A 12,108-nucleotide genomic window follows, 5' to 3' on the forward strand; every position below is an offset into this window, starting at 1 on the left:
AGACCTTGCTAGGGTCGATTTTTTTTTTGCAACCCTCTTCTGTCAGAAATTTCAACCTATCAGTTCGATGAATATTCAAAACACCACACGCCGTTCCTTCATGAAGAAAACGACCGCTCTCGCGGTTGGGATTTCTGTAACCACGCTTTTTTCGGGACTGGTGCACGGAATGATTGTTAGCAAGTTGGACACCGGACTGGCTTGTCAGAGAAAAGATGTCGTTTTGAATCATTTGAATTGCTTCTCGCAAGCGGGAGGGGATGGTAAGTATTACTACACATGCACGGGAAATGGAGGTCAGACCATTCAGTGCAAAGAAAATCCTGATATCGTTGGAGATATTACTTACGATAATCCCGAGGATTGGATTTGGTGTCCTATCGTCAATGGCAAGACAGGATGCGACCAGACATGAGACGGGTTCTTACTTTTCGGGTGTTGGCGGTTATCGCAGTCTTGGTCTTCGCTGGATTGTCTATTTTTCGACTAACGATGCCATCAGATGCAGCGGATCTGGTGACTGCCGTTAATATGAGGAAAGATCCTCATGTTTCGAAAAGTAACTCTGGTGGCGATATCTCTTGGAATAAACGGACGAGATTGTCGCGAACGACCGCCAGACGTGTCGATTTAATGGCTCACAAAAATTTTCCTGAATTTCAGTTGGCAGAATTTAAAAACTACCTCGGAGCAAATAACAGGAGTGTTGAATCATTGGTTGCCGTCTTTCTATTGACCAAAGATAAATCTCTGCTTGGGGAGCTTAAAAAATACACAGCCAATGCCGGAGCCATGCTTTGTCTCGCGAGCGACTCGTCGCAGTCGGTGGCAGAAAGGAAGGAGTTCGCGAATCTTTATTGCAAGTTGAATCCCAGGCAAATGCAGGGCTATCTGATTGCGGCGACAATTGCTCTGGAGGACAATAATAGTGGTAGGCCCAAGGACAAAGATGCCTTTTTGGATCTAATTCATAATGGTATGCTCGCCGACGAATTTTCCTTTGGTTTCGGAGATGCAATAGACAACCAAAGACAGGCACTTGAATCCATAGGCACGGACCGACTGGATGCGGAAGCACTGTTGTCATCATTAAACAGTAAAGATGACGAGATTTTGTTCCGTGGGGGGCGCTCCCTCGCTCTAGGTAGTAAGATCGAAATTGAGGGTGCGGAGACCAAAGATCAAAAAATACAAATCGTAAATAAATATCTGACTGTGGCCGAATCGTTCAAGGAGTTGTCTTCCTATTCCTTATATAATGGACCTTCTCAATATTTCGGCATAATGTATGAGATATTGGGCAACTTGTCGTCCAATGATAAGCTAGGAGGCGAGCTGGGGACTGTGGGAGACCTTATCAAAAAGCTGGAAATTGAATTTAATCAAAACATCGAATTGGTGAAAAAGGGCAATATTTTGGAAAATTCTTCGCCTGAGGTTGTGAATCAGTTTTTAGAAATCAGGATCAAGGAAGGGCCTCAAGCGGCTCAAGCGTGGATATTGAGCCAATCGAAGTAATATTGCGGGGACTGGCTAAATAATTAATACCATATTTTTGTTGGATGAGTTGGACAGAGGTATTTCCGGTTTTGGTCGATGAGATGGCCGATGTCTTTGACGAAAGATCGTCCGAGGAGGAGAAAATAAATCTCCGTTTTTTGTTCGAAGTTGATGTGATTTGCAACCAACGGATTGGCTGTCGGCATTTGGTCTCCACAAGTCTTTTTTGGAAGCATGACGGGGTTGCTCAGGGGGAATTGCCACCCATTTCGCGGGACTTAATGGTCAACGCAAGTGAGTTGGGGCTGGCACGTCGATATGATCCATGGGAAAGTTATGTGGTGCCGCTGATCGAAGGGGCCAAGATGCTCCGAAAATCCGAGCCTGATATTGCGTTGCGTGTCTATCTGGCAAATGACCTGAGCTTTCTTATTGATGATCTGGTGAAGGTGGGATGTGAAGTATATTTGATGAAAAACAGCTCCATTTGCCACAATCCAGGAGCGATGTGGAGATTTCTTGCGTTGGAGGAGGCTTCGGATTTTTTTCCCGTGACGATTACGGATTCAGATCGCGTTGAGCATGTGTTATCGGATCTTGCCAGAACTGAGGCTGCACGAAAGGTAGGTGTTGGCGGTTGGAGGACGCCTTATAACCTCAGCGGGAGTATGGGGGAAGGCTATCGGCCGATGAGTGCGGCACAATTCCGCAGCACAAAGTCGTATCCGATGCGGCAGTTGATGCGGGCGTTTATTTGGCACAATCTGAAGGGGACTATGCCTGCCAAGTGCGAGTTGGCTGGGCTGCGGGAAAATCGAATCGCTGGTTCCGCTTGGCCAGACTATGGCTTTGATGAATGGTTTTTGCTGGCTGTGATGTATCCGCGAATGGCTTATGAGGGGCTTCTTACTTTTGTTCCTTGGGACATTCCTTCGCTGGGGCAATTTTTTGCCCTTGATATCGAATATTGCACCTGGGCAAGTCCGAAAAGTGAACTGATCAACTATCCGAATCCCGAGTCCGCACTTGGGGATGTGATTCGACCCTGGGCTGAGTGGAAGGATGGAGCTCGGCTAAGAATCAGATCCGAAACAACTGTGGTCAAAAGGGCTCGTAAAAAAATCGGCGCGCTTCAGGGGATTTTTAATCACACTCAGCGCGATGAGGTCGAGAAATTTCCAAATTACACGGGAGACCTCCCGTCGTTCTTGGCGGGTGCAAGTGCCAATGTGGCCGGGCCGTGGTTCGTGGATCTCAATCCGCTGCTTCATCTTTCATCGGACGGAGGGGAGCTATTTCTCGACCGTCGCTACGGTGACTGTGACCTGGTTTTCTGTGGCTACTACTTCATCAAAATTACGTCTGCTATTGCCGATTGGGCGCGAAGCAACGCGCTTGATGAGAAAGTGTGGGGTGAAGGCAAACTCCTGAAAGTTCCGAAGTTGGAAGGGCCGATGACACTGTGGAAAACGGACTTTTCCCGGAAGTTTCGGGCAGGGCTGGTCAGTCAAATTCCGTTCGTGAAAGCGGAAATTCTGCTCAGGGCTTGGATGGATCAAGGAAAGGTTGCCTTTGCTGATACCACGGCGAAACAGATGGGGTGGAAGGTGCGTTGACGACTCTCTTTGAACATCGAACATTGAACGCCCAACATCGAACATTGAAGTGAAGAGAATGAATGATTTTAGCCGCAAAAAGGAGCAAGAAGGGCGCAAGAATGTTTTCCTCTCTGCGTCCCCTTGGCGACCTTCGCGCCTTTGCGGTAAACTCTGATTTCCCATGATCCCCAAGCGCATCATCTGTACCCATGTCTCCCAGCACACGCTGGAGCCGAAGTTGAAATACTGCATGCACCTGATGCAGGAGATGCACCCGAAATGGGAGTTCCTGTTTTTCTCGGACGGCGATTGCCGGGATTTCATCCAGAAGGAACTGCCGGATTATTTGGAACTCTACGAATGGTATCCCCGCCCGGTGCAGAAGGCGGATTTGTTCCGATTGCTGGCGGTCTATCGCCTCGGGGGATTCTATCTGGATACGGACTTCATGCTGGAAGCCCGGCTCGATCCGCTGTGCAGGGAGCATGCTGTTTTTGCCTTCGAGCATGAGATCGACGACAAGACCTTCCGCATCCGCTATCCCGAGTGGCTGCGAACCCGTGAGGAGAAGCTGACGCTGGCCAACTATGCCTTCGGCGCGATGGCCGGGCATCCCTTCCTGCTCGCCCTGCTCGATGAACTGGTGGTGAGGACCGAGACCTTCGAGGCGGAGGATTGCAACGATCTGGATGTGCTGCACTCCACCGGACCGGACGCGGTGACCTCGGTTTACTATCGGCATCGTGAACAGTGGAAGGATGTGAAGATGCTGAAATCCAAAAGAGCAGGCTTCGGCAAGTATGGCGTCCACCTCGTCCACGGCGTGTGGCGGCAGGATGGCTACAAGGACGGCTGATGAATTGAGAAGAGAGATAAATTCATGAACACACACCACTGGAAACTATTTGTGATTTCGCTGAGACGGGCACGAAAACGGCGATTGCAGGTTCTCAAACAGCTTGCGAATGTCGATCTCCCCTTTGAGATTGTCGATGCCTTCGACGCCCGCCAGGTGAGGCCGGAATTGCTTGTCCGAGGTGTGAACCCAAATCCGCTCGCCGATGGAGAAGTGGCCGCCTACCATTCCCACATCGGGATCATGGAGAGGATCGATGACTACGGACTCGATTATGGATTGGTGCTGGAGGATGACTTTGTATTCGGCGACGCGGCGAACCTGACGTTGAATAACATCTGGGATCAACTGCCAGACGATGCCGATCACATCCAGCTCCATGACATCGGCAATCATTTCACCCCAAGCTACCGGGTGGAGGAGCGCGGAGAGGTTTTCAATAAGCTCGCCGTGACGAATGTCCTGACCATCGGCTACATTATTTCGCGCAAACTCGCGAAGCACATCCTGAGATGCCATCGCCTGCCAAGAATGCCGTTCGATGTGCAGTTGATTGAGATCAGCCGACAGGGGATTTTCGATTTCTACGACATCAACGAACGGCTCATTGATGGAGATTGGAGCATGCCTGCGGATATTGACCGCACCGTCATTTCTGCTAAATGAGCCAAGGCGAAAACCTGGGATGCGCTTCCTAACTGTCCCCGTCCGCAGCTGGCATGGAACTCTGTCTCAACGGCCCCTAAATCATGATCGAAGGAAAACGAGTCATTTCAGTCTGCCCGGCAGGAAGGAGGAGGTATATGGAAGTGCAATTGCCGTACCTGCTGAATCAACGCGGACTCATTGATGAGCACCATTTTTGGGCGAACACCAAAGATGTGGAGGATCTGGCTTGGATGCAGCGGCAGTGCGATGCTTGCCCGGATTTTTTCAAGATGGTGATGTGCCCTGCCGAGCCGGATGGCAACGCCACGGTGACGCTATTCTATGCGCTTCCCGAGTATCGGAAAGAGGATACGATTGTGATCAAGGTGGACGATGACATCGTGTTCATTGCTCCGAATGCCATTTGGAATCTGCTGACGTTCAGGCTGGAGCATCCCGAGTATTTTCTGGTGTTTGCCAATACGGTGAACAATGGGTGGTGCGATTTTCTGCGACAGCGGACGGGGTTGGTGGCGGATGCCCCCATGCTTGTGGACACGCCAGGAGGAGGGAATGCGTGGGCCAGTGGACTGTGGGCGGAAGCCATGCACCGGAGTTTTTTAGGGAACTTGGAGACTGGCGATTTACAAATGCATGAGCAGGCGTTCCGGCAGTTCATCACGGTGGCCGGGGAGAGGGTTTCCATCAATTTTGTCTGCTGGCTGGGCGAGGACATGGCCCAACTGAATGTGGAGGGAGATGATGAGCACTTCCTGTGCAACCAGGGGCCGCGCGACCTGATGAAGGCTAACGTGATCTGTGGCGGAGCGGTGGTGAGCCACTATGCGTTTTTCCCACAACGAGATTACTTGGACGGGACAGATGTGTTGAAGTCGTACCGTTCTTTGGCGATCCGAGAACCTGATGAATCCCTTTAACCCAGTCGTTTTAAGAACTGCGACTTCACATTTCCGGCAATCTATGCCAGGCCGAAGAAAGACCATTATCGATTAGGATATCATGAGTTGGACCGACGTATTTCCAGTCTTCACCGATGAGATGGTGGATGAATTTCATCGAACTGTGACTCCTGAAGCGAAAGCGGAGCTGGAGGAGTGGTATGGGGTGGAACAAGTTTTCAACCCTCAGGACAAGCGGCATATCGCGAGTGTGTCCTTGTTCTGGAAGAACGTGAGGGCGTGTGATCCCGATCTGCCGGAGCCAACGCGGGACCGGATGGAGCGTGCGCGGGAACTTGGATTGGCCCTGCGCTTTGACCCATGGGAACACTACGTGGAGCCTCTGCTCCGGGAGGTTCCCGGACTGAGGGAGCAATTTTCGGATGTGGTGTTCCGCGTTCATTTGGCGAAGGATCTGGAATTTTTGATCCCGGATTTGGTGGAAGCGGGATGTGAAGTGTGGTGGATGAAAAGTTCATCCATCCGTCTCGCCCCAGGCGCGCTGTGGCGCTACCTGCCTCTCGAAGAGGAGGGGAAATTGATCACCTTGATCGACTCTGACCGGGTGGGGGACATTGCTGGGGACATTGCGAAAACAGAGGCAATGGGGCGGTCCGAACTCGGCGTGTGGCGTCTTCCTCATGCCACCGATTTCTATCCAAACGGTGAAATCAGGTATACGCCATTTTTGGGCCAAAGCTTCGGCATCCGGGGCGGCTGGCCGATCAAGCTCCTGTTGCATGCCTTCACCTGGTATTGCCGCTGTGGGAAAATGAGTTCCCTGATTGATTTTCCGGGAGCTGGGCTGATACCCGCCACGCAATCCCACTGGCCGGACTACGGATTCGATGAGTGGTTTCTAGCGATTGCGCTATATCCCCGGGTGGCCGTTTCAGGTGTCCTCACTTTTGTGCCTACGTCAGTAAGATCGCTGCTTCTGACCTTGGATATCGAGTATGTGACCTGGGCGAATCCCAACAGCCAGCTTATCTATTTCCGCGGCTAACTTGTCTCTCAATACCCCTGCAGGTCGAGCTGGTCGCCGCTGAGGATTTTAACGCGTGTCCCCATCTTTTTCTGGATCACTTTGAAATGATCCATTTCCTCCGGACTGATCAGTGAGATTGCGTCGCCCGGAGATTCCGCGCGGCCGGTCCGGCCGATGCGGTGGAGGTAGTCCTTGGGCGAGCGGGGGAGTTCGTAGTTGATAACGCAAGGCAGGAACTCGATGTCGATGCCGCGGGCTAACAGATCAGTGGCGACGAGGACGCGGAGTTGGCCGGACTTGAACTGCTGGAGCGTGAAGTTGCGGGCTTGCTGGCCCAGCTTGGAATGAATGGCGGCGGCATGGATCCGGTTTTTGAGGAGCTTGTTGACAATGCCGTCAACCTTGAGCGTGGAGGAGGCGAAAACCAAAACCTGTTTCAAATCGCCGTGCTTGATCAGGTAGCGCAATAACGGGCCTTTCTTTTCCTCGGACACAAGGTAGCCTAACTGATTGATGGGATCGGTTGCCTCCGGCTCCTCGGCGATCTTGATCACCTGCGGGTCGTTCAGGATCAACTGCCGGATCAGGCCGACGTCCTCACCTAGGGTGGCGGAAAATAACAGGTTCTGACGCGCGGTCGGCAGCAGGGCGAGAATGCGATCGACCTCTTCCCTGAATCCGAGGTTGAGCATTTTGTCCGCCTCGTCGAGGACCAGGGTGGAAATGGAGGAAAGCCGCACGGCGTTTTTTTCGATCAGTTCCAACAATCGTCCCGGAGTTGCGACGAGGATGTTGACCTTGCCGATGGCCTGCATCTGCGGATTGATCGAGACACCGCCGGAAACCGCGAGGCAGATCGGCCTGTTTGTTAGGGATGGGATGAACGTTTGGAAAACCTGCCGCACCTGTCCCGCCAGTTCACGGGTGGGAACCAGAACGAGGACCGTGGGTTCGCGATATTGCGAGGGCGGGGCGGTTTGGAAATTATGCAGGATCGGCAGTACGTAGCCCGCGGTTTTTCCCGATCCGGTTTTGGCAATCCCCAGCACGTCCTTTTTCGCGATCACCGCGGGGATCGCCTGCTTTTGAATCGGCGTCGGTTGTGAATAACCTTCCGTTTCCAAAGCCTTCAGTAAAGCGGGAGCGAGTCCGAGCGAGGTGAAAGACATGGAGGAAAGCGTGGTGGCTACGGAAAACGCTGGCGAGTCTGTATTTGACGGCGAGCCTAGAAGACGCGTTGTCGTTGATGCTTAGGCTTGGATCGCGACATCCGTTTGGCGTTCCAAAAAAACTTCCCCGGAGGTGATCAGCGACGATTGAATGGCACGTCCCGTGCTCCTTCTAACGGTTGCGTTCCATTCTGGCGCGCTCCCAATCGCCGCGGGATTTCGCGGCCCGTTTCAACTCGCCGAAAACCATGCGCTGCCTGACAAATTCAGAGATTCACAAGTGGCTGGCCGGACAAGGGATGCACCATCAACCGTTGGAGTGTGGTGTGCCCGTCGCCGGAGATTTCCCAATCCCCGACGAGCGCCGAAGTCGCCTGATGCTGGCGGATTACCTCGCCGATCTGCTGTCCAAGGATGGCAACAAACTTCTGGAAATCCTCCCCGGTCCACAGCAGGAGACCGAAGATTGGGAATTGCTGGACCGCTTCCGTGCGGACCTCGATGAACCCCGACCGATCATTGCCGCTCCTGGCCACCTTTTCAAAAGCGGTGATCGTCGTGAATTCCGCACTCTGCTGAGTCAGTTGTTAGGTTCCAGGGATGTCTGGTCCTTTTACATCTATGCGGCGCCCTCGCGGACGACGTTGTTGATTTCCAACCGGATCGAAGTCTGGTCGCCTAAAAAAGGCATGCGCAACGAACTTGGACGGCACCTAATGCCCCAGCAAGCCGCGTGAATTTCAACAGCCTCCGCGCTCTGAGAAAATGCTTTGGCATGATCCCGTCGCGGAGGCTGACTTTTTGCACCTATGCGGTCCGTGAGGATCACTGCTGATTGAATGGCTTGCTTGCGATGCGGACGACGTCGCGCAGGTGATTTTGAATGGTGGGGCTTTTGATCGCGCCGAAGAGCATGGCGACGAATCCGACCAGGATCACAACGGTCGATGCCGTGACGAGCCAATAGAGGAGGGACATGATGACGCCCGTGCCATCCATTTTCTTGTGATAGGCGTATCCGGGAGGACAGGCGAAGCAGCGATGGCCCAGCCACAAATTGAGGATCGGTGCGAAAGCGGCAAGCGACCACCAGCGGCTCATGCCGAGGTTCACCAAGCGCTTTAACCCAAAATGAATCAGCACGACCCAAGGGACAAGCGCTGCGAGTGGCAGAATTTTTCCCATCAGAACCTGCCCGAACTCTTTGACCAGAAGCGGGCTGAACGTGCTCAGCATGTAATGCCAGGCGAAGGGTAAAATCAAAGTGGCGACAAGCAGGCTGCGGCGGCGCGCACCTGGCCAGGTCGCATCTCTGCCCATCGATTTCCGAGGGCTTTTCGGCAGCGGACGAAAGGGCTCCGCCAATGGAGAGTGCGATGCCGTGGGTTCTAACGGGACGCTGTGGCGTTCGAATAATCCATCGATCTGACCTGCGGGTCTCCATGCGTCCATGCTCTCCTTCCAAACCATGTCCAATCGCGGATCCAACGACGAGTCGATGGCCATGGCTCTCAATTCCTCGAAACTCACCGGGCCAAGGCGTTCGCCTTCCGAGGTGTAAAACCAAACGCACTTGGCGGAGCTTTTCGCAAACTTCTTCGTTTTGGCGGGTTTCGTTTCGACCGTTTCGACCGTTTCGACTTCAGCGGATTCGGTTTCGATCGCTGCAGTGATTTCTTTCGCGGCTTCAGCCTTTTCCGCCTCCGCGGTGGCCTTGTCCGTCCTGGCCCTCGCGTCGGCTGCTTCGGTCTTTGCCAGCATTTGGAGTCTGGCTGCTTCCAAGGCTTTGTTACGTGATTCCTTGCGAGCCTGCTTTTTGACCACCGCCACCAATTTGGCGTCTTCCATGGCTCTGGTCCGGATTTGAGCTCTCTTTAACGCTGCCGCCGCCACTTTGGCTTCCTGGGCTTCCAACGCCTCTATCTCGGCCTTGATTCTGGCTTCTTCCTCGGCTTTGGCTTTTTCGGCCGCAGCGATCCCGGCTTCTTCTTCCCTTGCTTCTGCCACGGTAGCGGCGATGGCCTCGGCGACCACCTTGAGTGTCGCTTCTTCGCTGGCTTTTGCTTCGATCGCGGCCTTCAGATTCGCTTCCTCCAGTGCCTTTGCTTCGGCGGACGCTTTCCGCTCGAATTCCTCCGCTGCCCTGATCCTTGCATCTTCTTCGGCTTCCGCCTTTGCCGCCGCGCCGATTTCCGCTTCCTCTTTCGCTTTGGCTTCCGCAGTCGCCCGTAGTTTGGCTTCTTCAGCGGCTTTTACTTCGGCGGCCTCACGGAGTTTTGCTTCCGCTTCCGCTTTGGCCTCGGCAATTGCTCTGGCCTCTTGGGCTGCTTTGAGTTCGGCTTTTGTCTCTGCTTTGATTCTCGCGTCTTCCTCGGCTTTTGCCTGAGCTTTGGTGGCAGCGGCGGATCGTGCTTCCTCGGCTGCCTTTGCTTCTGCAACAGCGCGGAGCTTGGCTTCTGCGGCGGTTTTTGCTTCGGCGAGGGATCGGGCTTCTGCGGCTGCCTTGGCTCTTGCTTCTTCCTGGGTTTTCGCCCGTGCTTCGGCGGCAGCGGCGATACGCGTTTCTTCTGCGGCTTTCGCTTCAGCGGCCGCCCGCAGTTTGGCTTCTTCCGCAGCTTTGGCCTCGGCAGCGGCTCGGAGTTTTGCTTCCTTCGCGGCTTTTTCCTCGGCGATGATTCTGGCCTCTTCGGCCGCTGTGGCTCTGGCTTCTTCCTCGGCTTTCGCCTGCGCCTTGGCGGCAGCGGCGAGGCGGGCTTCTTCGGCGGCTTTCGCTTCGGCTGCGGTCCGGAGTTGGGCTTCCTCCGCCGCTTTGGCTTCAGCAGCGGCTCGGAGTTTTGCTTCTGCGGCGACTTTTTGCTCGGCGATGACTCTGGCCTCTTCAGCGGCTGTGGCTCTCGCTTCGTCTTCGGCTTTTGCCTGCGCCTTTGCGGCAGCGGCGAGGCGGGCTTCTTCGGCTGCTTTCGCTTCAGCGGCTGCCCGCAGCTTGGTTTCCTCGGCAGCTCTAGCCTCTGCGGCGGCTCGGAGTTTTGCTTCTTTCTCGGCTTTTTCCTCAGCGATGGCTCTGGCCTCTTCGGCTGCCCTGGCTTTCGTTTCTTCCTCGGCTTTCGCTTGTACTTTGGCTTCGGCTGCGAGGCGGGCTTCTTCGGCCGCTTTTGCTTCGGCGGCCTCGCGGAGTTTTTCTTCTTTGGCAGCTTTGGCTTCTGCGGCGGCGGCTTTTGCTTCGGCTTTGGCTCTGGCGATTTCGGACACCTCGGCCCGCGCTTCTTCTTCGGCTTTTGCTTGTGCCTTCGCAGCGTTGGCGATTCGCGTTTCTTCCGCAGCCTTGGCCTCGGCGGCTTCGCGGAGTTTGGCTTCTTCGGCGGCTTTCGCTTCGGCGGCCTCGCGGCGTTTGACTTCTTCCGCCGCTTTCGCTTCGGCGATTGCGCGAGCGTCTTCGGCGGCCTTGAGTTTTGCTTCCGTCAGCGATTGGGCCTTTGCCTGTTCTTCCGCTTTCGCTTCCTCTCTGGCGGCAGCGATGGCTCTGGCTTCTTCGGCTGCTTTGGATTCCGCAAGGGCCTGGAGTTTTGCGTTTTTGGTGGCTTTGCTCTCGGCCTCTACCCGGAGTCTCGCCTCTTCCTCCGCCTTGACTCGCGCTTTCTCCGCTGCGGCGATCCGGGTATCTTTCGCGTCTTGGGCCCGCAAGGTTTCTTCCGCTTTCGCGGCAGCGGCCACCTTGGCGATTTCCGCAGCTCTGGCTTCGACGACTGAAGAGGGGATCACTTCTTCTTCCACCTCCGGCTCTTTCCGGGATAAAGGAATCAATATTGTTAGATTTTCTTTCGGGTCGATCGGTTCGCACAGGATCCGCGCATCATAGAATGGCTTCCATCCGTCCATTCCTTCGGTCCACACCAGATTCAACGGTGGCTCAATCGACAGGTCTGAAATTTTTTCCCTCATCTCGGACAACGATACCGGTCCGAGCTGCTTGTCATTGTGGATGTAATACCAGTGCTCCGCGCCAGCGGCTTCGATCCGGGCTTCCTCTTCCGCCCGCGCTCTTGCTTTGGCTTCGGCGCGTGCCTTCACCGCGGCGGAAACGAGGTCATCCTCCGCCTTTCCCCGAGCCTTGGCGGCGGCTTTCGCGTCGGCGATCGCATTGGCTTCGGCGATGACTTGTCGCGCCTCTTCCTCCATCCGTACGATCGATTCAGCTTTCGCGTCAGTGACCGGTCTGAGTGTGGCTTCTTGCATTTGGCTGGCGGAGGTCAAGTTGCTGAGTTCAAACTTCCAACCTAGGGATCGTTTCAAAGCGTAGTGGCCTGATTCGGTGGAGGTTGCGCTCCCGTTCGTTCCTGGACTTTGTCGATTGATTGAAGGATGCCGTAATATTCAGGGAGTTAAAATAAGA

General features: G+C 54.4%; 10 protein-coding genes. 8 read left to right on the top strand and 2 right to left on the bottom strand.

From position 1 onward, the window contains the following. Positions 1–67: 67 nt before the first annotated feature. The 7 genes from ABIQ96_RS07120 (at position 68) to ABIQ96_RS07150 (ending at position 6,567) form a co-directional block, all read left to right on the top strand. Entirely contained in the window at positions 68–415 is a 348-nt protein-coding gene (locus tag ABIQ96_RS07120; RefSeq protein WP_348213875.1) for a twin-arginine translocation signal domain-containing protein, read from the top strand. 77 nt (positions 416–492) lie between these two features. After that, a complete protein-coding gene (locus ABIQ96_RS07125; RefSeq protein WP_348213876.1) occupies positions 493–1,518 on the top strand; it encodes a MoaD/ThiS family protein in 1,026 nt (341 codons plus the stop codon). 44 nt (positions 1,519–1,562) lie between these two features. Then, complete coding sequence (locus ABIQ96_RS07130; protein ID WP_348213877.1) at positions 1,563–3,116, top strand: hypothetical protein; 1,554 nt, start codon at positions 1,563–1,565, stop codon at positions 3,114–3,116. A 163-nt stretch (positions 3,117–3,279) separates the two neighbouring features. Further along, complete coding sequence (locus tag ABIQ96_RS07135; protein WP_348213878.1) at positions 3,280–3,954, top strand: glycosyltransferase; 675 nt, start codon at positions 3,280–3,282, stop codon at positions 3,952–3,954. Positions 3,955–3,978: 24 nt separating this feature from the next. Further along, positions 3,979–4,620: a glycosyltransferase family 25 protein gene (locus tag ABIQ96_RS07140; RefSeq protein ID WP_348213879.1), complete on the top strand. Its 642-nt coding sequence runs from the start codon at positions 3,979–3,981 to the stop codon at positions 4,618–4,620. A gap of 83 nt (positions 4,621–4,703) precedes the next feature. Beyond that, complete coding sequence (locus ABIQ96_RS07145) at positions 4,704–5,540, top strand: hypothetical protein (protein WP_348213880.1); 837 nt, start codon at positions 4,704–4,706, stop codon at positions 5,538–5,540. Positions 5,541–5,622: 82 nt separating this feature from the next. Continuing rightward, positions 5,623–6,567 carry a hypothetical protein gene (locus tag ABIQ96_RS07150; RefSeq protein WP_348213881.1) on the top strand — a complete coding sequence of 315 codons (945 nt, stop codon included), beginning with the start codon at positions 5,623–5,625 and terminating at the stop codon, positions 6,565–6,567. 8 nt (positions 6,568–6,575) lie between these two features. Here the strand turns inward: ABIQ96_RS07150 and ABIQ96_RS07155 are convergent, their stop codons facing one another. Then, positions 6,576–7,718: a DEAD/DEAH box helicase gene (locus tag ABIQ96_RS07155; protein WP_348213882.1), complete on the bottom strand. Its 1,143-nt coding sequence runs from the start codon at positions 7,716–7,718 to the stop codon at positions 6,576–6,578. Positions 7,719–7,966: 248 nt separating this feature from the next. On the opposite strand from ABIQ96_RS07155, the gene ABIQ96_RS07160 reads away from it, so the two are divergent. Further along, a complete protein-coding gene (locus ABIQ96_RS07160) occupies positions 7,967–8,455 on the top strand; it encodes a hypothetical protein (RefSeq protein ID WP_348213883.1) in 489 nt (162 codons plus the stop codon). Between the two features lie 88 nt (positions 8,456–8,543). Here the strand turns inward: ABIQ96_RS07160 and ABIQ96_RS07165 are convergent, their stop codons facing one another. Further along, entirely contained in the window at positions 8,544–11,951 is a 3,408-nt protein-coding gene (locus ABIQ96_RS07165) for a DUF4339 domain-containing protein (protein ID WP_348213884.1), read from the bottom strand. Between the last annotated feature and the right edge of the window lie 157 nt (positions 11,952–12,108).

Source organism: Luteolibacter sp., from assembly GCF_039920825.1.
Lineage (GTDB): Bacteria > Verrucomicrobiota > Verrucomicrobiia > Verrucomicrobiales > Akkermansiaceae > Luteolibacter.

Bases quoted from the DNA above. Each gene is read 5' to 3' on its own strand.
- ABIQ96_RS07120 (WP_348213875.1), top strand. From the start codon at position 68: ATGAATATTCAAAACACCACACGCCGTTCCTTCATGAAGAAAACGACC.
- ABIQ96_RS07125 (WP_348213876.1), top strand. From the start codon at position 493: ATGCCATCAGATGCAGCGGATCTGGTGACTGCCGTTAATATGAGGAAA.
- ABIQ96_RS07130 (WP_348213877.1), top strand. From the start codon at position 1,563: ATGAGTTGGACAGAGGTATTTCCGGTTTTGGTCGATGAGATGGCCGAT.
- ABIQ96_RS07135 (WP_348213878.1), top strand. From the start codon at position 3,280: ATGATCCCCAAGCGCATCATCTGTACCCATGTCTCCCAGCACACGCTG.
- ABIQ96_RS07140 (WP_348213879.1), top strand. From the start codon at position 3,979: ATGAACACACACCACTGGAAACTATTTGTGATTTCGCTGAGACGGGCA.
- ABIQ96_RS07145 (WP_348213880.1), top strand. From the start codon at position 4,704: ATGATCGAAGGAAAACGAGTCATTTCAGTCTGCCCGGCAGGAAGGAGG.
- ABIQ96_RS07150 (WP_348213881.1), top strand. From the start codon at position 5,623: ATGAGTTGGACCGACGTATTTCCAGTCTTCACCGATGAGATGGTGGAT.
- ABIQ96_RS07155 (WP_348213882.1), bottom strand. From the start codon at position 7,718: ATGTCTTTCACCTCGCTCGGACTCGCTCCCGCTTTACTGAAGGCTTTG.
- ABIQ96_RS07160 (WP_348213883.1), top strand. From the start codon at position 7,967: ATGCGCTGCCTGACAAATTCAGAGATTCACAAGTGGCTGGCCGGACAA.
- ABIQ96_RS07165 (WP_348213884.1), bottom strand. From the start codon at position 11,951: ATGCAAGAAGCCACACTCAGACCGGTCACTGACGCGAAAGCTGAATCG.